This is a genomic window from Rheinheimera sp. KL1 (assembly GCF_001275035.1).
Taxonomy (GTDB): Bacteria; Pseudomonadota; Gammaproteobacteria; order Enterobacterales; family Alteromonadaceae; genus Pararheinheimera; species Pararheinheimera tangshanensis.
On the sequence record NZ_LAMX01000016.1, the window covers coordinates 68,602 to 90,181 of the forward strand.

Consider the following 21,580-nt stretch of genomic DNA (forward strand, 5'->3'; position numbering starts at 1 on the left):
TATGTCTGAAGTCAATAAGACTGACATCGACGCGCTCGAAACCAAAGAATGGTTAGAGGCTCTTGAATCTGTAGTTCGCACCGAAGGTGTAGAGCGCGCTCAGTTCCTGTTAGAACAAGTGCTGGAACAGGCTCGTCTGGAAGGCGTGGATATGCCAACAGGCATCACCACCAATTACATCAACACCATTCCGCCACAGCAGGAACCTGCGTATCCGGGTGATGTGAATCTGGAAAAACGTATCCGTTCCGTGATCCGCTGGAACGCTATTATGATCGTTTTACGTGCTTCGAAGAAAGAGCTGGATTTAGGCGGCCATATGGCGTCTTACCAGTCTTCAGCTGCGTTTTACGAAACCTGTTTTAACCACTTCTTCCGTGCGCCGAATGAAAAAGATGGCGGCGATTTGGTGTATTACCAAGGCCATATCTCTCCTGGTATTTATGCCCGTGCTTTTGTCGAAGGCCGTTTAACAGCAGATCAGTTGGATAACTTCCGTCAGGAAGTAGGTGGTGAAGGTTTATCTTCGTACCCACATCCTAAATTAATGCCTGAATTCTGGCAGTTCCCAACAGTATCTATGGGCTTAGGTCCTATTACGTCTATCTATCAGGCCCGTTTCCTGAAGTATTTAGAGGGTCGTGGTTTAAAAGATACCAGCCAACAACGTGTCTATGCCTTCTTAGGTGACGGTGAGATGGATGAGCCGGAAAGCCGTGGTTCTTTATCTTTTGCTGCCCGTGAAAAGCTGGATAACCTGTGTTTCCTGGTCAACTGTAACCTGCAACGTTTAGATGGTCCTGTGATGGGCAACGGTAAAATCATCCAGGAACTGGAAGGTTTATTCCGTGGTGCCGGCTGGAACGTAATTAAAGTGGTATGGGGTAGTGGCTGGGACAAGCTGCTGGCCAAAGACACCACAGGCAAGTTACTGCAGCTGATGAACGAAACTGTAGACGGTGACTACCAGACCTACAAAGCTAAAGACGGCGCTTATGTGCGTCAGCATTTCTTCGGACGTTACCCTGAAACTGCAGCTTTAGTGGCTGATATGACAGACGAAGAAATCTTCGCGTTAAAACGTGGTGGTCATGAGCCATCCAAGTTATACGCTGCCTTTAAGTCTGCTCAGGAAACCAAAGGTCGCCCAACTGTCATTCTGGCCAAAACCATCAAAGGTTATGGCATGGGTGAAGCGGCTGAAGGCAAAAACATTGCGCACCAGGTCAAGAAAATGGACATGACTCATGTGCTGCAAATTCGCAAGCGCCTGAATCTGGAAGATTACATCAGCGAAGACGATGTACAAAGCCTGCCTTATATTCAGCTGCCTGAAGGTTCACCAGAGCACCAGTATCTGCATGCCCGTCGTAATGCGTTAAATGGTTACACGCCAGTGCGTTTACCAAATTTCACTAAGGCATTAACTCTGCCAGAACTGAACGTGTTTGAGCCTCTTTTAGAAGAGCAAAAACGTGAAATTTCCACCACTATGGCTTTTGTGCGTTCACTGAACGTGCTGCTGAAAGATCCAAATATCGGCCAGCAAATTGTGCCTATTATTGCCGATGAAGCCCGTACTTTTGGTATGGAAGGTTTATTCCGTCAGATTGGTATTTACAACCCACGTGGCCAGACCTACACGCCGGAAGACCGCGCTGTGGTGTCTTACTACAAAGAAGAAACTTCAGGTCAGGTATTGCAGGAAGGTATTAACGAGCTGGGCGCTATGGCGTCATGGGTCGCAGCTGCTACGTCATACAGCACCAACGATCTGCCGATGATCCCGTTCTATATTTACTACTCTATGTTTGGTTTCCAGCGTGTTGGCGATATGGCCTGGCTAGCTGGCGATCAGCAAGCCCGTGGTTTCCTGTTAGGTGCTACTGCCGGCCGTACTACCTTAAACGGTGAAGGCTTGCAGCACGAAGATGGTCATAGCCATATTCTGGCAGGCACAGTACCTAACTGTATTTCTTACGACCCGACTTACTCTTATGAGCTGGCGGTGATCATTCAGGACGGTATCCGTCGTATGTACGGTGCGGACCAGGAAAATATCTACTACTACATCACAGTGATGAACGAAAACTACCATCACCCTGCTATGCCAGCTGGTGCTGAAGAAGGTATTCGTCGTGGTATCTATAAACTGGAAAGCCATGTTGGCGACAAAGCCAAAGTTCAGCTGTTAGGTAGCGGCACTATCATGAATGAAGTGCGTAAAGCGGCTGAAATTTTAAGTGAAGATTATGGCGTAGGCTCAGACGTGTTCTCTGTGACTTCATTTAACGAGCTGGCACGTGATGGTCAGGATTGTGAACGCTTTAACATGTTGCATCCTATGGCTGAAGAAAAAGTGCCATACATTGCCACAGTGCTCGGCACAGCTCCTGCTATTGCTGCCACTGACTATATTAAAAACTATGCCGATCAGGTACGTTCTTTTGTACCAGCTGTGTCGTATAAAGTTCTGGGTACAGATGGTTTTGGCCGTTCTGACAGCCGTGAAAATCTGCGTCGTCACTTTGAAGTGAACGCAGGTTATGTCGTTCTGGCGTCGTTACGTGAACTGGCTAAACGTGGTGAAATCGATAAGCAGTTAGTGGCAGACGCTATTGCCCGTTTTGGTATCGACACCAATAAAACTAACCCACTGTACGCATAAGAGGATTTGTCATGACGATTGAAATTCATGTGCCGGATATAGGTGCGGATGAAGTTGAAGTCACCGAAGTACTGGTGAAAGTGGGCGATAAAGTCACGCTGGACCAGTCTTTGTTATCTGTTGAAGGCGACAAGGCATCAATGGAAGTACCAGCTGCACAAGCCGGTACTGTCAAAGAGATTAAAGTCAAAGCCGGCGATAGAGTAAAAACCGGCTCACTGATTATGGTGTTTGAAGCTGAAGGTGCTGCTCCGGCAGCGCCAGCAGCTGCGGCTGCTGCGCCTGTTGCTGCACCAGCTCCGGTTGCTGCTCCGGCTACTCCTGCCGCCGCAGAGTTAAAAGAAGTGAAAGTGCCTGATATTGGCGGCGATGCTGTTGAAGTGACTGAAGTGATGGTAAAAGTCGGTGACTCTGTTGCTGCAGATCAATCACTGTTGTCCGTTGAAGGTGATAAAGCTTCAATGGAAGTACCAGCGCCTTTTGCCGGTATTGTCAAAGAAATCAAAGTGAAAGTAGGCGAAAAAGTACAAACCGGTTCACTGGTCTTCGTATTTGAAGTGGCTGGTAGTGCTCCAGCAGCTGCAGCTGCTGCGGTAGCGGCTCCGGCTGCTGTGGCTGCGCCAGCTCCAGTCGCTGCTCCTGCGTCTGTTGCATCAGCTGTGGCTGCAGCACCATCTGCGCCAGCAAGCGAATTTATTGAAAATCAGGCTTATGCTCATGCTTCTCCTGTAGTGCGTCGTTTAGCCCGTGAATTTGGTGTTGATTTAAGCAAGGTTACCGGTACTGCCCGCAAAGGCCGTGTCCAGCGCGAAGACGTGCAAAATTATGTGAAAAACATTCTTGCGCAAGTAGCATCAGGCAAAGGCAACGTCACCAGCAGTAGCAACAGTGTGGGTTTTGATTTAATCCCTTGGCCAAAAGTAGATTTCAGCAAGTTTGGCGCTGTGGAAGAAAAACCACTGTCCCGTATTCAGAAGTTATCCGGTGCAAACTTACACCGCAACTGGGTACGTATTCCGCATGTGACTCAGTTTGATGAGGCGGATATCACTGGACTGGAAGAATTCCGCAAAGAGCAAAACGCGCTGGCTGATAAAAAGAAAATGGGCGTCAAATACACCCCATTAGTCTTTATTATGAAAGCTGTTGCCAAAGCTCTGGAAGAATTCCCAACCTTTAACAGCTCGTTATCTGATGATGGCTCAAGCCTGATCCTGAAAAAATACGTGCATTTAGGTATAGCTGTTGACACACCAAATGGTTTAGTAGTGCCAGTGGTGCGTGATGTGAATAAAAAAGGCATTATCGAATTATCCCGCGAACTGCAGGATATTTCGTTAAAAGCTCGTGAAGGTAAATTGACTGCTGCAGATATGCAGGGTGGTTGTTTCACCATCTCCAGCTTAGGTGGTATTGGTGGTACGGCCTTTACGCCTATCGTCAACGCGCCTGAAGTGGCTATTTTGGGTGTGTCAAAATCTGATATCAAACCGAAGTGGAATGGTAAAGAGTTTGAACCACGCCTGATGGTGCCTTTGTCTGTCTCTTATGACCACAGAGTGATTGATGGTGCTTTAGCTGCGCGTTTTACTGCGACTCTGGCATCTTATTTAGCGGATATCCGCCAAATCATTATGTAAGACGAAACGCGACTGAAAGTTGTCCTGTGCTCTGAAAAGATACGGGACATCTTTCAGGTAGGGTGATAAAATTCCGTCACTTTATTTCCTGGCCGCCTGTTTTGACTGGCGGCTATCTTAGCAAAAGATAAAAAGGTAAAACGATGAACAACGAAATCAAAACGCAAGTTGTGGTGTTAGGCGCCGGCCCTGGTGGATATTCTGCAGCATTTCGCGCAGCTGACTTAGGTCTGGAAGTGACTTTAGTTGAAGCACGCAGCACACTTGGTGGTGTTTGTTTAAATGTTGGCTGTATCCCATCTAAAGCTTTATTACATGTCGCCAAAGTGATCGATGATGCGAAAGAAATGGCATCACACGGTGTGACTTTTGGTGCACCACAAATCGATTTAGACAAAATCCGTGCCTGGAAAGACAAAGTAGTGGCTCAGCTGACCAACGGCTTATCTGGCATGTCGAAGATGCGTAAAGTCAAAGTTGTGACTGGTTACGGCAAATTCACTGGCCCTAATACGCTGGTTGTGGGTGATACTACTATTACTTTTGAAAGCGCTATTATCGCTGCTGGTTCTGAGCCAGTTGCTCTGCCATTTATTCCAAAAGATGACCCACGTGTGATCGACTCTACCGGCGCTTTGGAATTAAAAGACATTCCAGGCGAAATGCTGGTGTTAGGTGGCGGCATCATTGGTTTAGAGATGGGTACTGTGTACCGTGCTTTAGGCTCAAAAGTCTCTGTGGTTGAATTTGCTGACCAGTTGGTTCCTGCTGCGGACGCTGATTTAGTCAAGGTGTACACCAAGTACAACAAAGACAACTTCAACATTATGCTGTCGACTAAAGTAACAGCGGTTGAAGCCAAAGCTGATGGTTTGTATGTGACTTTTGAAGGCAAAAACGCACCAGCAACAGCTGTACGTTACGACAAAATTTTAGTGGCAGTTGGTCGTCGTCCAAACGGTTCGCTGTTAGATGCAGCCAAAGCTGGCGTGAACGTGGATGAGCGTGGTTTTATCAATGTAGATAAACAACTGCGTACTAACGTACCTCATATCTATGCTATTGGTGATGTGATTGGTCAGCCAATGTTAGCTCACAAAGCTGTACATGAAGGTCATGTGGCTGCAGAAGTTATTTCTGGTCTGAAGCATTTCTTCGACCCACGTTGCATTCCTTCTGTGGCTTACACAGATCCGGAAATGGCATGGGTTGGTATCACTGAAAAAGAAGCCAAAGAAAAAGGCGTTGCTGTTGAAACTGCTACTTTCCCTTGGGCAGCTTCTGGCCGTGCTATCGCCTCAGCCCGCACTGAAGGTTTCACTAAGTTAATTTTCGACAAAGAAACACACCGTATTTTAGGTGGCGCTATTGTTGGTATTAACGCTGGTGAAATGTTAGGTGAAATCTGCTTAGCAGTAGAAATGGGTGCAGATGCTGAAGACATCGCTCTGACCATCCATGCTCACCCAACCTTAAACGAATCTATTGGTTTAGCGGCTGAGATGTACGAAGGTTCTATCACTGACCTGCCAAATCCAAAAGCGAAGAAAAAATAAACTGACTCTTCACTAAGAGACAGAATAAAAACCGGCAACTGCTTCGCATTGCCGGTTTTTTATATTTTGTTACAACTTCCATTAACAAAAAGTGGCCTGCCGGAGTAGTATACTGCGGTTATTTAATCCTTTTTGGCAGGAAACCCTTCGAATGAAAAAAATTACCTTAACTGCGCTGAGCGTCGCTATGGCCCTTGGCCTGGCTGCTTGCGGCAAAGCCCCTGAAACAACCACCACTGAAACCGCAAAACCAGCAGCAGAACAACAAGCTACAGCAGCTGTAGCGACTTTGGTTTCTGGTGTGGACAAAGAAAACTTCGACCCGGCAGTACGTTTTCAGGATGACTTCTTTTTAGCTGTGAACGGCGGCTGGTTAAATAAAACTGAAATCCCGGCGGAAAAATCTTCGTACGGCTCTTTCCACGTATTGGCAGATAACTCGCAATTGGCAGTGAAAGCCATTATTGATGAAGTCGCCAGCCGCACTGATTTAGCGCCAGGTTCAGATGGCCACAAGTTAGGTAGCTTCTACAACAGCTATATGAACGAAGCCAAACTGGAAGAGCTGGGTTTAACCGCTTTACAGCCACAGTTAGAACTTATTCAGGGCTTAAAAGATAAAACCCAACTGGCCAGCACTTTTGCCTCACTACAGCGTGACGGTGTGACTATTCCATTGGGCTGGTATGTGAACAACGACGCAAAAAAATCTACTGAATATGCAGTGTATGCCGACCAAAGTGGTTTAGGCTTACCAGACCGTGATTACTACACCAAAGATGATGAAGCTTCGAAAAAAATTCAGGCTGAGTACCAGGCCTACCTGCTGGATTTATTCACTTTAGCTAAACATGCAGACCCGGCAGCTGCGGCTAAACGCGTGTATGCGCTGGAAACTGAGCTGGCGAAAAACCAGTGGACCCGCGTACAAAACCGCGATGCCGATAAAACGTATAACAAAGTATCGACTGCTGATTTAGCTAAAACTTTAGGTGAGTTTAACTGGAACGACTATGCTGCTGGTTCTAAGCTGACCAACGTCAACGAAATCATTATTGGTCAGCCAAGCTATTTTGAAGCGCTAGGTAAAATTGTTGCTGCCACCGATCTGCAAAGCTGGCAGGACTATCTGACCTTCCATACGGTCAATGATTATGCCGACAAGCTGAACAAAGCCTTTGTTGACCGTCAATTCCAGTTTTATTCCACTACCTTACATGGTGTAAAAGAGCAAAAACCACGCTGGAAAAAAGCTGTGGATGCCAGTGATGCCGTATTAGGTGAGTTAACAGGCAAGCTGTATGTAGAGCGTCACTTCAAGCCAGAAGCCAAAGCTCATATGGAAAAGCTGGTGGCAAACTTAATCAAAGCCTATGAGCAGTCGATTAAAGATCTGGAATGGATGTCGGAAGACACCAAAAAAGCTGCATTGGTTAAATTAGGTACTTTTACGCCAAAAATCGGTTACCCGAACAAGTGGAAAGATTATTCCAATCTGGAAATCAAAGCAGACGATTTAGTTGGTAACTTTGTGCGCTCCACGCACTGGAGTTACGATCAGATGCTGGCGAAGTTAGGCAAGCCAATCGACAAGGACGAATGGTTTATGACACCACAAACAGTCAATGCTTACTACAACCCGGCGAATAACGAAATCGTGTTCCCTGCAGCTATTTTACAACCACCTTTCTTTAACATGGCTGCAGAAGATGCAGTGAACTATGGTGGCATTGGTGCTGTGATTGGCCACGAAATCGGCCATGGTTTTGACGATCAGGGTGCTAAGTATGATGGCGAAGGTAACTTACGCAACTGGTGGACAGAACAGGACGAAACTAAGTTCCAGGCTTTGGGCAAAGCCTTAAGCGCACAGTACAGCAAATATGAGCCGGTACCTGGCCATTTTGTGAATGGTGATTTGACCTTAGGCGAAAACATCGGTGACTTAGGTGGTTTAACTGTCGCACTGAAGGCTTACCATTTGTCGCTTGAAGGCAAAGAAGCACCGGTGATGGATGGTTTTACCGGCGATCAGCGCGTGTTATTAAGCTGGGCTCAGGTATGGCGCTCGAAATACCGTGATGAAGTGATGAAAGAGCAGTTAGCGACTGACCCACATTCACCACCGCATTATCGCGTCAATGGCATAGTGTCCAGCCTGCCAGTGTTCTACACAGCTTTTGATGTGAAAGAAGGCGACAAGTTGTACATAGCACCGGAAAACCGCGTGAAGATTTGGTAACTGTCAGATCAAGTCTGAGCTAGTACATGTCAGATTAAATCTGAACAGTTAGATGTTAGGGCCGCAATGCGGCCCTTTTGTTTGTTTGGCTTTCTGTGTTTAACGTCTAAACTGCTTTCGCCGCAGGCGAGATACTTTCTTTTGCGTCGACCAAAAGAAAGTATCACAAAGAAAAGGCGACCCTGGCCGCTGCGAAAGCCCGCTCAAAAAAGTGCGTCCAAGGCGACTCGGCAACTCGTTCGTCGCTACCGCTCCTCGCTCAGACACTCCTCGTCTTAAAACCTTGGCCACCCATTTTTGAACGGCTTGCGGCTAAGGGGGGCTCGGCTGCTAGATTGTTAACTTACGATAGATGTGATCTTTTGCTTTGTATCATGGCTAAGAAACTTCAAAATCAGTGAACACGATTTTTCTTAGATAGATTCTATCTATTGAATATTAGGCATTTTCCCATTAAGGTCACAGATATTGTATTTTGCATCCACAGCCATAGCTCTCAATGGCAAATTTTGTAAGCATTAAAATAATCAGGAAGGCAGGGACGAGAATGACTCAGCAAGTAAGCTTAGATAATTTCACATACAAAGAAGGTGAGCTTAAATCAGCTTTTGCCTTGTCGATCAAAAATATTGTCAAGTTTGGTGATACCGATATTTTCCCTTTCCCATACGAAACTAGGATGTATGCCGATATTTTCTCTGAAATGCTAGAGTCATTAGATGCCACTCAATCTGATTTCACGAACAGGTTAAACGAATGCCCACCAGTGAATATTAGCACCTGCTCAACTGTCGGTTATAACGGATACCGTTGGGCCACACAAATTGACCCGTATTGGAACGCATATTTTCTAGGATTAGTGCTATCAATCAGTGAAAAAATCGAGAAAGCTAGGGTTAGTAGTGAATACGTTTATTCGTATAGATACTCTCCTGATTATCAAGATGGTTATTTGTTTAACAAAGATATAAATTGGAGAAAATTTCAATTTGATAGTCTTGAATTAGCAAAGACAGACAACGACATAAATTATGTGGTGACTTGCGATATCGCTGATTTTTACACTCGGATTTATCACCATCGTTTAGAAAATGCACTTGATAGGATAGACCCTCAAAAAGTTGTCTCCGCAAAGCTTAAAAAGCTTATTCAGAATTTTTCAGGTACAAATTCTTATGGTCTTCCAGTTGGTGGGCCTGCGGCAAGAATTCTTGCCGAGCTAGCATTGGACTCGTTGGATCACATTTTGCTTATAAGTGGAATTCGCTATAAGCGCTATGTAGATGATTTCTTAATTTTTTGCGAGACTAAAGAAGATGCTCATTCAGTATTAACTTTAATTAGCCGGAAGTTGATGGAAAATGAGGGGTTAACACTTCAAAAACATAAAACAAATATTCTTTCGAAAGATGAATTTACGTCTTTGACACAATCAAAGCTATTTGGTCTTGATGAGGACGAAGGCTCGCCGATGAAGGCGAAATTTATGAGTTTACCTATACGATTTGATCCCTACTCGCAAAATGCTGCAGAGCAATATGAAGAAATCAAAGACTCGCTTAAAGACTTTGATTTGCTGGGTATGTTAAGTAATGAATTGCAAAAATCAAAAATAAACCAACCATTTAGCAAGCAACTTATTAGGGCTTTTGCGGCAGTTAAAGACCGAGTACTTTCAGATGCATTTAACGTGATTTTTGACAGTATCACTGAGCTTTATCCTATTTTTACTACAGTTCTCCAAGTAGCGACAACTAACTGGTCAAGGTTTGACGATGCAACCAAACTGAACATTAGGTCAACGTTAATAGAACTCATAAAATCAGACTCATTTATCCTTAAAACAGAGTTAAATCTAGCTTATGTAGTTAAGCTTTTTGCCAAAGATAACAATGTTGAAAGTCAGACGATATTAACTGAAATATACAGAACAAATACAGACAGCATTCTCATAAACTTAGTAGTCACTCAAGCAATGGCTAAGTGGAATACTCATTACTGGTTATCAGAGCTAAGACGCACATTTCCGACGATGACACCCTGGCAAAGACGGCTATTCATAGTGTCTTCGTATTTATTAGGGGACGAAGGTAATCACTGGCTTACTCATAACAAGGCGAAGTTTAACTTCATAGATCTTTTATATAAATCATGGGGTGCAATGCGTAAAAGTAATCGCAATATTGAGGACGCACTATGATATCGGAGGTTACGTTTGCGAAAAAATTTACATCTTTTTGGAACGAGATTTTACCTAATGCTAAAAACTACGTTAGGTTGATTAATGGAGGTCTAATCGAAGCGATTTATGAACCATTCGAAACGGCTGATAGAAAGAACAATATAGCTTTAGTGAATGTTATGTCTTTCGGAATGCTACGAAGGTACAGCAAAAAAGTTGATTCTTGGGCTTTTCTTTGTAGTGCTAAGTTCTTTGATAGCACTTCTTTTGACGAACTTCTATTCGAATCAATGTCGTATCTAGCCAAATTTAGTTATGGCAGTGAGTGCGAATTACCTTTGTCGTCGAAAGAGAAAAATCAGATAAGTCATATATTTAAGTTGATTTTTGCTCGCCATTTAGCGCACGGTCAACGAGTCATAATTGATCCTTCTTTTGACGGCTGTGGCTTTATAAATGAGTCATTTGGAGATCTAATTTCTGGTAGTGTTTTGGTTGAGATTAAATCAGGAGAGCGCAGATTTAGCGTGACCGACGTTAGACAGGTAATTATCTATTTGGTCTTGAACCATTACTCTGAAAATCCGCTAATGATAGACACTGTAGAATTGTTTAATCCTAGAATGGGCATTGTTTTTTCTGAAGAAATTGAGAGCTTTTGCAAAAATCTGAGCGCTTTAAGTAGTCATGAATTATTTTCCGAAGTGCAGAAATTTATAGTTGATAACAACTTTGTTGAGGTTTATGACTTTTAAGGGAATTAGTAGATAACTCGCTATTTAAAAAGACAGCTACGTTGGCTGCGACCTCATTCTTGAGAATGATTCTCAACTGGGAGTGGTATTCACGAAACTTATAGCCACTATAAGCTTGGTTGCTTATACTCAGGTGTCAATTCAGGCAGTTTTTTCTTATAATCCAGCCTGTTCGAGATTCCTGTCTATCGCTGCGGTACTGATACAGTGCTCTGTGGCGACCTAACCAGAGGACATTACTGTGCTTCAACAATACCGTGAACATGTGGCCGAACGTGCGGCTCAAGGCATTCCTCCGTTGCCACTGAATGCGCAACAAGTGGCGTCGTTAACTGACTTATTGAAAAACCCACCAGCAGGTGAAGGTGAATTCTTAGTTGATCTGTTAGAAAACCGTATTCCACCTGGCGTGGACGAAGCTGCTTATGTCAAAGCAGGCTTTTTAACAGCACTGGCTAAAGGCGAAGTTTCAAGCCCTTTGGTCACTCCAGAGCGTGCGACTGAATTATTAGGTACCATGTTTGGTGGCTACAATATCCAGCCAATGATCGACTTGCTGGATAACCCAAAATTAGCAGCCATAGCAGCGAAAGGTTTGTCTCACACTTTACTGATGTTTGATTCTTTCCATGACGTGAAAGAAAAAGCCGATGCAGGCAATGCACACGCCAAAGCTGTATTACAAAGCTGGGCTGATGCCGAGTGGTATACCAGCAAGCCTGCTATCCCAGAAAAAATCACTGTGACTGTGTTTAAAGTCACAGGCGAAACCAATACCGACGATTTATCACCAGCTCCGGATGCCTGGTCACGCCCAGACATCCCTCTGCATGCTTTGGCGATGTTGAAAAACGTACGTGATGGTATTGAGCCTGATGCACCTGGTTCTAAAGGTCCGGTGAAGCAAATCGAAGCGTTAATTGCTAAAGGTTTCCCACTGGCTTATGTCGGTGATGTGGTAGGTACAGGTTCAAGCCGCAAATCAGCCACTAACTCTGTGCTGTGGTTTATGGGCGAAGACATTCCATTCGTACCTAACAAGCGCACTGGCGGTGTCTGTTTAGGTAGCAAAATTGCACCTATTTTCTTCAACACTATGGAAGACTCAGGTTCATTACCTATCGAATTAGACGTGTCAAATATGAACATGGGTGATGTGATCGACATTTTCCCACATCAGGGTGTGGTGAAACGCCATGGCACTGATGAAGTGGTTTCTACGTTTGAACTGCGCTCTAATGTGCTGCTGGATGAAGTGCGTGCCGGTGGCCGTATTCCTCTAATCATAGGTCGTGGTTTAACAGACAAAGCCCGTGAAGCTTTAGGTTTACCACACTCTACAGTGTTTGAGCGTCCTGCTGTAACTGAAGTGACTAACAAAGGTTTCACCTTAGCCCAGAAGCTGGTTGGTAAAGCATGTGGCGTGAAGGGTATTCGCCCTGGCCAATACTGTGAACCAAAAATGACCACTGTAGGTTCGCAGGACACCACAGGCCCAATGACTCGTGATGAGTTAAAAGACTTAGCTTGTTTAGGTTTCTCTGCTGATTTAGTGATGCAGTCTTTCTGTCACACTGCGGCTTATCCGAAGCCAGTTGACGTGAACACGCATCACACACTGCCAGATTTCATTATGAACCGTGGTGGTATCTCTTTACGTCCAGGTGATGGTGTAATCCACAGCTGGTTAAACCGCATGCTGTTACCAGATACAGTAGGTACTGGTGGTGACTCTCACACCCGTTTCCCTATAGGTATCTCTTTCCCTGCAGGTTCTGGTTTAGTGGCTTTTGCTGCTGCCACTGGCGTAATGCCACTGGATATGCCTGAGTCTGTGTTGGTGCGTTTTAAAGGCGAAATGCAGCCTGGTATCACGTTACGTGATTTAGTGCACGCAATCCCTTACTACGCTATCCAGCAAGGCTTGCTGACTGTTGAGAAGAAAGGCAAGGTCAATATTTTCTCTGGCCGTGTGTTAGAAATTGAAGGTCTGGAGCATTTAACGGCTGAACAGGCGTTTGAATTATCTGACGCTTCAGCTGAGCGTTCAGCTGCAGGTTGTACTATCACCTTGTCTGAAGCTTCAGTGGCTGAATACTTAGAATCCAACATCGTGATGCTGAAATGGATGCTGAGCGAAGGTTACGGCGATGTACGTACTATCGAGCGTCGTATTCAGGCGATGCAAGCCTGGTTAGCCGATCCAAAACTGGAACGTGCTGACGCTGATGCTGAATATGCTGCGGTGATCGAAATCGATCTGGCTGAGATTAAAGAGCCAATTCTGTGTGCTCCAAACGACCCGGATGACGCTCGTTTATTGTCTTCAGTTGCAGGCGATAAGATTGATGAAGTCTTTATCGGTTCTTGTATGACCAACATCGGCCACTTCCGTGCTGCTGGTAAACTGTTAGACAAGTTCAAAGGCCAGATCCCAACCCGTCTGTGGATAGCTCCACCAACCAAGATGGATAAAGATCAGCTGACTGAGGAAGGTTATTACGGTATTTACGGTCGTGTGGGTGCCCGTATCGAAATCCCGGGTTGTTCATTATGTATGGGTAACCAGGCTCGTGTAGGCGACAATACCACTGTGGTATCGACTTCTACCCGTAACTTCCCGAACCGTTTAGGTCAGGGGGCTAACGTTTATCTGGCTTCTGCTGAATTAGCTGCTGTTGCATCTATTATCGGCCGTCTGCCAACAGTGCCTGAATACCTGGAGTACGCGAAACAGATTGAAACTACAGCAGCGGATACTTACCGTTACCTGAATTTCCATCAGATGAGCCAATACACCAGCAAAGCGGCCAATGTAATTATTCAGCAAGCTGTCTGATTACTTTAATGTGATGCAAAAAGGCCCGCTTAGCGGGCCTTTCTATTTGGAACAATGCATGGAATTCGATTTTATCTACAACACTGAGGCGAAGCGCTACAGCCTGAAGTTAAGTTCTGAACAGCTGGCGCTGCAGTGTTTCTTATTGGATGAGTTTGAGCCTAAGGCAAGTGCATATCAGTCTCTGTTAATACAGCTACAACAGCTGAAAGCTCATAGCCAGTATCAATGGGATGGTAAAGAGTATCGGCTCACGGTACAGGCCTCTGAAGTGGTGATCTGTCACTTCTCATTGTTGCAGGAGCAGGGCATTGAAATGGAGTTGGATCCAGAGCAGGATTTGGAGTTGGATCAAAGCCAGCTTTATGCTGAATGTGGTCTGGAAGATCTGCTGCATTTAATACAGCAGTGGCAGCAATTTTTACCCACCTGATTTAGTTCTGTTATCTATCCGCTGCACTCTGGCAGTGAATAAACGCACCTTGTTGGTGCGTTTTTTTTGAGCGCTTTAAATTTATTTTCATAAGTAGTTGAAAAATATAGATTATAAATCTTGGCACAAGGTTTTCTTGTCTTATTGGCAAATGCAACAAGACACCATAAGGATAATAACCATGAAACTCGTATGTGCCATCATCAAGCCGTTCAAGCTTGACGATGTCCGTGAAGCGATTGCGGACATTGGTATTGAAGGTCTTACTGTGACAGAAGTGAAAGGCTTCGGTCGTCAGAAAGGTCATACAGAACTCTATCGGGGAGCGGAATATCAGGTCGATTTTTTACCTAAGGTAAAATTGGAGATCGCGGTATTGGATGAAAACGTCGAGCGTTTGTTGGAAGTGATCCAAAAAGCTGCACACACAGGCCGGATCGGGGACGGAAAAATCTTCGTTTACGATCTGGAGCAAGTGGTGCGGATCCGCACAGGTGAAATGGACTCAGAAGCCATCTAAAGGGGTAAATCATGCAGGAACAAATTTATCATTTACAGTTTGCGATGGACACCTTTTACTTTTTGGTGTGTGGCGCTTTAGTGATGTGGATGGCCGCTGGCTTCTCCATGCTGGAAGCTGGTCTGGTCCGTGCTAAAAATACCACGGAAATACTGACAAAAAATATCGTTCTGTATTCAGTGGCTTGTGTTATGTATCTGATCTGTGGCTACCAGCTGATGTATGGTGGTGGTTATTTCTTAACAGGTATAGGTGAAGTCGATGTGGCACAAACCTTAACCAGTTTTGCTGAACGTGAAAATGGTTTTGAAGGGAAAGCGATTTATTCTAAAGCCTCAGATTTCTTCTTTCAGGTGGTATTCGTAGCAACAGCTATGTCTATCGTCTCTGGTGCAGTAGCTGAGCGCATGAAGCTATGGGCTTTCCTGACTTTTGCTGTGGTGATGACAGGTGTGATTTACCCAATGGAAGGTTCGTGGACATGGGGTGGTCAGTCTGTGTTTGGTCTATACAGCTTAGGTGATTTAGGTTTCTCTGACTTCGCTGGTTCAGGCATAGTGCATTTAGCAGGTGCTGCTGCCGCTCTGGCTGGTGTGTTACTGTTAGGAGCACGTAAAGGTAAATATGGTAAAGACGGCAAAGCACATGCTTTCCCTGGTTCTAACATGCCACTGGCTGCTTTAGGTACCTTAATTTTGTGGTTAGGCTGGTTTGGCTTTAACGGTGGCTCAGTGCTGAAGTTAGGTGATATTGCTAACGCTAATGCGGTTGCCGTGGTGTTCTTAAATACCAATGCTGCCGCTGCTGCCGGAACTATTGCTGCAATAGGCTTGTCTATGTTGTTGTTCAAAAAGGCTGATTTAACCATGGCGTTAATGGTGCTTTGGCTGGTCTGGTGGCTATTACCGCAGAACCTTCAACGCCAACGCCTTTAGAAGCGTCTATCTTCGGTGCTATTGCTGGTGTGTTAGTGGTCGGTTCTATTCTGGCCTTAGATAAGTTAAAAATTGATGACCCTGTAGGTGCGATTTCTGTGCACGGTACTGTAGGTTTATTTGGATTATTAATTGTTCCTCTGACCAAACCGTCTGCTTCATTAGTGGGTCAACTGGCTGGTGCTGCTACTATTTTCGTCTGGGTTTTTGCGGCGAGTTTAATAGTGTGGTTTGCTTTAAAAATGACAGTGGGTATCCGTGTCACAGAGCAGGAAGAATATGAAGGTGTCGATCGTTCTGAGTGTGGTGTAGAAGCCTATCCTGAATTTGTATCGACAGTAAAGTAGGCAGCCTGGGAAGAGCCGGTGGGGCTTCTCAGGAGCTGGTTGCAAGCCAGCAGCTACGCAAGTAGCAGTTGGTCTTGGCAACTAAACCCGTACCACCAAATTCGTCTATCCTTGTCCTTTGTCTTTATCAGACAACCCCGGCGGCGTAAGCTTCCGGGGTTTTTTCTTGTGGTCTTAGCCACGGACCTGTGCGCTGTTTTAGTGCAGTCGCCAAATCATTTTGCAAAGAACGGATGTAATCTAACAGCTGTTTTCAAACAGGAAAAGGGCCCTGTTGAAAAAAACAACATTATTGTTAGTACGAAAACTCTAAATTGCTTCAGGGTGACGCAAGAGGTGCATTAGTATGGTGCATTTGTGAGGCGGCTGACTAGAACGAGGGAGAAAATAAAAACCGGTGCTCTGAAAACAAGACGGGCCGCGAACTTCGCGGCCCCTAAAACTTGGTGGCGTCCTTCCAACCACTATCCCTGATGGATCATCCCTGTGCTCGTCCTGAACATTCCAACTGCAATCCTGCAGCATCCCTTTCCATTTAACTCTCTATCCTGAGAGTACCTTCTGCCTCCGGCAGAGTCCCTATCCTTGAATCTTCATCCTGAAGATGTATGCTCACTCCGGAGCCTGTCCTGTTCATCCTTGTGCAGCCCTGCACAATCCTTTGATATCCCAGCTTCCTGCGGCTACTTCATGTAGCTTGTCCTGTTAAACATCTTGTTTAACTGTCACATCCAGCGACGAAATAATTATCCTACATTTAGCGTCGGAAAAGGACCTTCTTTGTTAAATACTTGTAGTGAAATATTATTGTAATCTTGGTGTTTTTTGAGTTTTTCTATTATGAATCATATGTTTGTGAATTTGTTATAGGAGTGTTTCTTGCAGTAAAAGCTATATTAGCTTACTGATTTGTGAGATATATCTCACAAAGAAATAGGGCGATTGTCTGCCTGAACTTTGGCTTGCGTGAAAACTACTGACCGGGAGCAGCCAAATTGATATGATCATTCTTTCTTGATTCTGATGAGATAGATATGGCCCGGGAACAATCTGGCATTTGTGCCGAAGCAAACTTGCACTGTTGTTATTTATTGTTAAATGCCCTGGATGGTCATGAACAGTATTTGCGCTTGCAGTTGGCTAAAGTTCCCCTATTAGCAGAGCGTTTATCCGAGCAGTTTTCAGAGGCGATGCTTAATGTTGTAGTTGCTGTAGGTCAAAATTACTGGCTTCATTTGTATCCTGAGCAGCGACCTGACCCCTGGCCTGACTTTTCCGATAATCTGGCAGATATAGCTGTGGTTGCTTCGGATTTATTGATCCAAATTCGGGCTGACCGTTTTGATGTGATTCATATCGCGACTCAGCAAATTTATCATGTGTTACAGCAGCATGTGGATCTGTACGAACAGTGCCATGCATTTCGTTATCTGGATGGTCGTAATTTGACTGGATTCCATGACTGCCCAGATAATCCAAAAGGCAAACTACGGCGCTCCTGTGCTTTGATCAGTAACGAGCCGAAAAGCGCTATGAGAGCAGGCAGTTATGTCTACATGTTACGTTATCAATATGATTTACAACGTTGGCAACAACTGACCATGCCAGAGCAGGAAGCTGTGATGGGGCGTAATAAGCTGGATGGTCAACTGTTGCCATCAGCACAACGTTTGGCAAATTCTCATGCGGATAAAACAGCACTGGAAAATACAACAGGCCGCAAACAGATCCTCTGGCAAAACATGCCTGTAGCTAATGTTCGTGCTCAGGGTATGATTTCCGTCGGGTTTTCAGCTAACGCCACAGAGGTGCCTTTGTGGTTGTCGAATCGTTTAGGGCAGAACAGCGAAGATGCAGATTTATTGTTAGAGTATTGCCAAATTGAGGCGGGGGCTGCATTTTTTGCCCCCTCCATCAGTTTTCTTGAAGAGCAGGCCGGATCAGACCTTTTCAAATAACTCTGTCACCTTATTCAAGGTGAAGTTAATGTTTTTGACACTGGTCGGCGCGATAAAAATAGTGTCATCGCCAGCTATGGTGCCCAACACGCCTTCGGCTTTACCAACAGAATCCAGCAAACGAGCTATCAACTGAGCTGCACCAGGACTGGTGCGGATAATGATCATCACATCGTTATGTTCGATATCCAGCACTAATTGCCGTAATGGGCTTTTAGTGGTGGGCACACCTAGCTCAGGAGGCAAACAATACACCATCTCCTGCTTGGCATTACGGGTACGTACAGCACCATATTTGCTTAGCATGCGGGACACTTTAGACTGACTTATATTATCAAAGCCTTCCGCTTTCAGCGCATCCACAATATCGCTTTGGGAACCAAAACGCTCTTCTTTTAATAAAGACTTAAAGGCTTGGATCAAAGCTTCTTGTTTCGATTGTTTAGTCATCATTTTTATTTAAACTTTTTATTTTTTAGGCCGAATTAACTGAACTTGGACTAATACTGTGGTTCAGCAAGTAAATTACACCAAAATCGGATAAAATGCTTAGACTTTAGGCGTAAGTGATTTGTATTTTGTGCCACATTTCAGTATTGTTGGCGCGTTTCTTTTGAACCGTAAATTGGGAGAATAGCATGAAAGTTGCCGTATTAGGTGCTGCTGGTGGTATAGGTCAGGCGCTGTCTTTATTATTAAAGTTAAACTTACCGGCTGGTACTGATTTAGCTCTGTACGATTTAGCCCCAGTGACTCCAGGTGTAGCTGTTGATTTAAGTCATATCCCTACAGCGGTAAAAATTACAGGTTTTGGTAAAGAAGACCTGGATAAAGCGCTGATCGGTGCTGATATTGTGATGATCCCTGCCGGTATGCCACGCAAGCCAGGCATGGACCGCTCTGATTTATTCAACATCAACGCTGGTGTTGTAAAAACTCTGGCTGAAGCCATAGTAGTGAACTGCCCTAAAGCCTTGGTTGGTGTAATCACTAACCCTGTAAACACCACTGTTGCTATCGCAGCTGAAGTGTTCAAAAAAGCCGGTACTTATGATCCTAAGCGTTTATTTGGTGTAACTACGCTGGATGTGATCCGTGCTGAGACTTTTGTTGCTGAATTAAAAGGCAAAAACCCTGCTGAAATTACTGTTCCAGTGATCGGTGGTCACAGCGGTACTACTATTCTGCCTCTGTTGTCTCAAGTCAAAGATGTCACTTTCACAGATGAAGAAGTATCTTCATTAACTTACCGTATCCAGAATGCCGGTACTGAAGTTGTGGAAGCTAAAGCTGGTGGCGGATCTGCCACTCTGTCTATGGGTCAGGCGGCTGCTCGTTTCTGTGTGTCTTTAGTCAAAGGCTTACAAGGCGAAAAAGTCACTGAGTATGCTTATGTTGAAGGTCAGGGTGAACATGCCCGTTTCTTCGCTCAGCCAATCGTATTAGGCAAGAACGGCGTTGAAGCGCTATTACCTATTGGTGCATTAAGTGCATACGAGCAAAAAGCCATGAACGACATGTTAGGCACGTTAAAAGCTGACATCACCTTAGGCGAAGACTTTGTTGCTAAAGCAAACTAAGATTGTTTTTATAGAGAAAAGCCAGCATTTGCTGGCTTTTGTTTTTTTGAAGTGTATCTGCTTTTTAGTGATTTCGTTGCACCGCAATATCGGCTAACGTCAATAAAGCATCTTTGTAACCAGATTCTGGTAAGAAGGCGATGCACTGGCGGGCTTTTTCAGCTTCCAGTTCAGCCATAGAACGGGTGTATTCAAAAGCTTTAGTGTGCTCCAGAATCGCCATAATGCGCTCCAGATGCTGCATACCGTTGGCATGTTCAATCGCATCTTTCAGCAGTTGCTGGTCATCACCGCTGGTGTGGCGCAGTGCATAAATCAGTGGCAGTGTCGGTTTGCCTTCTGCCAAATCGTCACCGATGTTTTTGCCCAATTCATCCGCATCTGCCTGATAATCCAGCACATCGTCAATCAGTTGGAAGGCCGTGCCCAGATGCATGCCATAGAGTTTCATGGCGTTCACCACAGATTCAGGCTGATTTGCCAGAATAGCGGCAAGCTGGGTAGCTGCTTCAAATAATTTAGCGGTTTTGCAGTAAATCACCTGCATATAGTTCTGTTCGGAGGTTTGTGGGTCGTTGACGTTCATCAACTGCAACACTTCACCCTCAGCGATGATATTGGTCGCATCAGCCAGGATTTGCATGATTTGCATTTTATCCAGCGACACCATCAGTTGAAAGGCTCTGGTATAAAGGAAGTCACCTACTAATACGCTGGCTTGGTTACCAAACACAGCGTTGGCGGTTTCCTTACCACGGCGTAGCATGGATTCATCCACTACATCGTCGTGCAACAAGGTCGCGGTGTGAATAAACTCCACTATAGTGGCAAGTGTAATATGCTGCTGGCCTTCATAACCCAGCGCACGAGCTGCCAACACAGCTAATAGCGGGCGTAAGCGTTTACCACCACTATTGACTATGTAGATGCCAAGCTGATTAATCAGCGCCACCTCAGAACTAAGCTGAGAGAATATATGTTGGTTCACGGCCGTCATGTCGTTAAGACTGAGCTGGCGGATCTCTTCGAGCGTCATCTGGTAAAACAACTGCTTAGGTATAGAATGTGGCTGATTCTACACCATTGCAGCTGATCAGCTAAAGTAAAACCCGATCCTTTTTGTGGCTCACTGATCTTTTTAATAATTGTGCTTGCGAGGGTAGGGGAAATTGCGTACAATTCGCGCCCTGTGATTATAATTAACACGCCCTTAAAAGTCGGCGTGCTTTGTACGGAGTTAACTATGTACGCGGTTTTCCAAAGTGGTGGTAAACAGCACCGTGTAACGGAAGGGCAAACCCTTCGTCTAGAAAAACTAGACTTAGAAACCGGCGCAACTATTGAATTTTCAGCTCTGATGATCGCTAACGGCGAAGACATCAAGATCGGTACTCCTTTAGTTGAAGGCAGTAAAGTAACAGCGGAAGTGGTCAACCATGGCCGTGGCGATAAAGTTAAAATCGTCAAATTCCGTCGTCGTAAGCACTACCGTAAACAAGCTGGTCACCGCCAGTGGTTTACTGAAGTGAAAATTACCGGCATCAGCGCGTAATCGAAGGAGTAACTACTCATGGCAAGTAAAAAAGGTGTAGGTAGCACTCGTAACGGTCGCGATTCAGAAGCGAAACGCTTAGGTGTGAAACGTTTTGGTGGTGAGTCAGTATTAGCTGGTAACATCATCGTTCGTCAACGTGGTACTAAGTTCCACGCTGGTAGTAATGTAGGTATCGGTAAAGACCACACATTATTCGCCTTAACTGACGGTAAAGTGCAATTCGAAACGAAAGGCGAGCACAATCGCAAATTCGTAAGCATCGTTAGCGAATAACGACGCATTGATTCGAAAAGCCCCGCCTAGTGCGGGGCTTTTTTATTAAGAATCATCAAAGGCTGATACTTCAGTCTACTGAAGGTTAGTTTTGTTG

At 45.0% G+C, this 21,580-nt stretch carries 15 protein-coding genes and 1 pseudogene; 14 read left to right on the forward strand and 2 right to left on the reverse strand.

Annotated elements, in window-relative coordinates:
- Position 1 precedes the first annotated feature (1 nt).
- The 11 genes and pseudogenes from aceE (at position 2) to WH43_RS08340 (ending at position 18,075) form a co-directional block, all read left to right on the forward strand.
- Positions 2–2,668 carry a pyruvate dehydrogenase (acetyl-transferring), homodimeric type gene (gene aceE, locus WH43_RS08290; protein WP_053424162.1) on the forward strand — a complete coding sequence of 889 codons (2,667 nt, stop codon included), beginning with the start codon at positions 2–4 and terminating at the stop codon, positions 2,666–2,668.
- Between the two features lie 11 nt (positions 2,669–2,679).
- Positions 2,680–4,308 (forward strand): pyruvate dehydrogenase complex dihydrolipoyllysine-residue acetyltransferase, encoded by a 1,629-nt coding sequence (aceF, locus tag WH43_RS08295; RefSeq protein WP_053424163.1) that lies wholly within the window; start codon positions 2,680–2,682, stop codon positions 4,306–4,308.
- Positions 4,309–4,451: 143 nt separating this feature from the next.
- Complete coding sequence (lpdA, locus tag WH43_RS08300) at positions 4,452–5,864, forward strand: dihydrolipoyl dehydrogenase (protein ID WP_053424164.1); 1,413 nt, start codon at positions 4,452–4,454, stop codon at positions 5,862–5,864.
- 151 nt (positions 5,865–6,015) lie between these two features.
- On the forward strand, positions 6,016–8,106 hold the full coding sequence (locus WH43_RS08305) for a M13 family metallopeptidase (RefSeq protein ID WP_053424165.1): 2,091 nt from the start codon (positions 6,016–6,018) through the stop codon (positions 8,104–8,106).
- Positions 8,107–8,653: 547 nt separating this feature from the next.
- Complete coding sequence (locus tag WH43_RS08310; RefSeq protein ID WP_053424252.1) at positions 8,654–10,306, forward strand: RNA-directed DNA polymerase; 1,653 nt, start codon at positions 8,654–8,656, stop codon at positions 10,304–10,306.
- Positions 10,303–11,043 (forward strand): hypothetical protein, encoded by a 741-nt coding sequence (locus WH43_RS08315; RefSeq protein ID WP_053424166.1) that lies wholly within the window; start codon positions 10,303–10,305, stop codon positions 11,041–11,043. Before WH43_RS08310 ends, WH43_RS08315 begins: the two co-directional genes overlap by 4 nt.
- Before the next feature lie 241 nt (positions 11,044–11,284).
- Positions 11,285–13,882 carry a bifunctional aconitate hydratase 2/2-methylisocitrate dehydratase gene (gene acnB, locus WH43_RS08320; protein WP_053424167.1) on the forward strand — a complete coding sequence of 866 codons (2,598 nt, stop codon included), beginning with the start codon at positions 11,285–11,287 and terminating at the stop codon, positions 13,880–13,882.
- A 58-nt stretch (positions 13,883–13,940) separates the two neighbouring features.
- Positions 13,941–14,315: a YacL family protein gene (locus WH43_RS08325; RefSeq protein ID WP_053424253.1), complete on the forward strand. Its 375-nt coding sequence runs from the start codon at positions 13,941–13,943 to the stop codon at positions 14,313–14,315.
- A gap of 181 nt (positions 14,316–14,496) precedes the next feature.
- Positions 14,497–14,835, forward strand: a complete 339-nt coding sequence (gene glnK, locus WH43_RS08330; RefSeq protein WP_008899672.1) for a P-II family nitrogen regulator — start codon at positions 14,497–14,499, stop codon at positions 14,833–14,835.
- Positions 14,836–14,846: 11 nt separating this feature from the next.
- Positions 14,847–16,117 (forward strand): annotated as a pseudogene (locus WH43_RS08335) (ammonium transporter).
- A gap of 1,034 nt (positions 16,118–17,151) precedes the next feature.
- Positions 17,152–18,075: a Dyp-type peroxidase gene (locus tag WH43_RS08340; RefSeq protein ID WP_053424168.1), complete on the forward strand. Its 924-nt coding sequence runs from the start codon at positions 17,152–17,154 to the stop codon at positions 18,073–18,075.
- On the opposite strand, the gene argR is transcribed toward WH43_RS08340, so the two are convergent.
- Complete coding sequence (gene argR, locus WH43_RS08345; protein ID WP_008899669.1) at positions 18,058–18,528, reverse strand: transcriptional regulator ArgR; 471 nt, start codon at positions 18,526–18,528, stop codon at positions 18,058–18,060. The two genes, WH43_RS08340 and argR, sit on opposite strands and share 18 nt — an antisense overlap.
- Before the next feature lie 185 nt (positions 18,529–18,713).
- On the opposite strand from argR, the gene mdh reads away from it, so the two are divergent.
- Positions 18,714–19,655, forward strand: a complete 942-nt coding sequence (gene mdh / locus WH43_RS08350; RefSeq protein WP_053424169.1) for a malate dehydrogenase — start codon at positions 18,714–18,716, stop codon at positions 19,653–19,655.
- Positions 19,656–19,719: 64 nt separating this feature from the next.
- Here mdh and ispB read toward each other — a convergent pair whose 3' ends face one another.
- Entirely contained in the window at positions 19,720–20,691 is a 972-nt protein-coding gene (gene ispB, locus WH43_RS08355; protein ID WP_053424170.1) for an octaprenyl diphosphate synthase, read from the reverse strand.
- A 207-nt stretch (positions 20,692–20,898) separates the two neighbouring features.
- Between ispB and rplU the strand changes: the two genes are divergently transcribed.
- Together rplU and rpmA are read left to right on the forward strand one after the other, a co-directional pair.
- Positions 20,899–21,207, forward strand: a complete 309-nt coding sequence (rplU, locus tag WH43_RS08360; RefSeq protein WP_008899666.1) for a 50S ribosomal protein L21 — start codon at positions 20,899–20,901, stop codon at positions 21,205–21,207.
- Positions 21,208–21,225: 18 nt separating this feature from the next.
- A complete protein-coding gene (rpmA, locus tag WH43_RS08365; protein WP_008899665.1) occupies positions 21,226–21,483 on the forward strand; it encodes a 50S ribosomal protein L27 in 258 nt (85 codons plus the stop codon).
- The last annotated feature ends 97 nt before the right edge of the window (positions 21,484–21,580 follow it).

Bases quoted from the DNA above. Each gene is read 5' to 3' on its own strand.
- argR (WP_008899669.1), bottom strand. From the start codon at position 18,528: ATGATGACTAAACAATCGAAACAAGAAGCTTTGATCCAAGCCTTTAAG.
- WH43_RS08305 (WP_053424165.1), top strand. From the start codon at position 6,016: ATGAAAAAAATTACCTTAACTGCGCTGAGCGTCGCTATGGCCCTTGGC.
- rpmA (WP_008899665.1), top strand. From the start codon at position 21,226: ATGGCAAGTAAAAAAGGTGTAGGTAGCACTCGTAACGGTCGCGATTCA.
- aceE (WP_053424162.1), top strand. From the start codon at position 2: ATGTCTGAAGTCAATAAGACTGACATCGACGCGCTCGAAACCAAAGAA.
- lpdA (WP_053424164.1), top strand. From the start codon at position 4,452: ATGAACAACGAAATCAAAACGCAAGTTGTGGTGTTAGGCGCCGGCCCT.
- aceF (WP_053424163.1), top strand. From the start codon at position 2,680: ATGACGATTGAAATTCATGTGCCGGATATAGGTGCGGATGAAGTTGAA.
- mdh (WP_053424169.1), top strand. From the start codon at position 18,714: ATGAAAGTTGCCGTATTAGGTGCTGCTGGTGGTATAGGTCAGGCGCTG.
- WH43_RS08315 (WP_053424166.1), top strand. From the start codon at position 10,303: ATGATATCGGAGGTTACGTTTGCGAAAAAATTTACATCTTTTTGGAAC.
- WH43_RS08340 (WP_053424168.1), top strand. From the start codon at position 17,152: ATGGCCCGGGAACAATCTGGCATTTGTGCCGAAGCAAACTTGCACTGT.
- rplU (WP_008899666.1), top strand. From the start codon at position 20,899: ATGTACGCGGTTTTCCAAAGTGGTGGTAAACAGCACCGTGTAACGGAA.
- WH43_RS08310 (WP_053424252.1), top strand. From the start codon at position 8,654: ATGACTCAGCAAGTAAGCTTAGATAATTTCACATACAAAGAAGGTGAG.
- ispB (WP_053424170.1), bottom strand. From the start codon at position 20,691: ATGACGCTCGAAGAGATCCGCCAGCTCAGTCTTAACGACATGACGGCC.
- WH43_RS08325 (WP_053424253.1), top strand. From the start codon at position 13,941: ATGGAATTCGATTTTATCTACAACACTGAGGCGAAGCGCTACAGCCTG.
- glnK (WP_008899672.1), top strand. From the start codon at position 14,497: ATGAAACTCGTATGTGCCATCATCAAGCCGTTCAAGCTTGACGATGTC.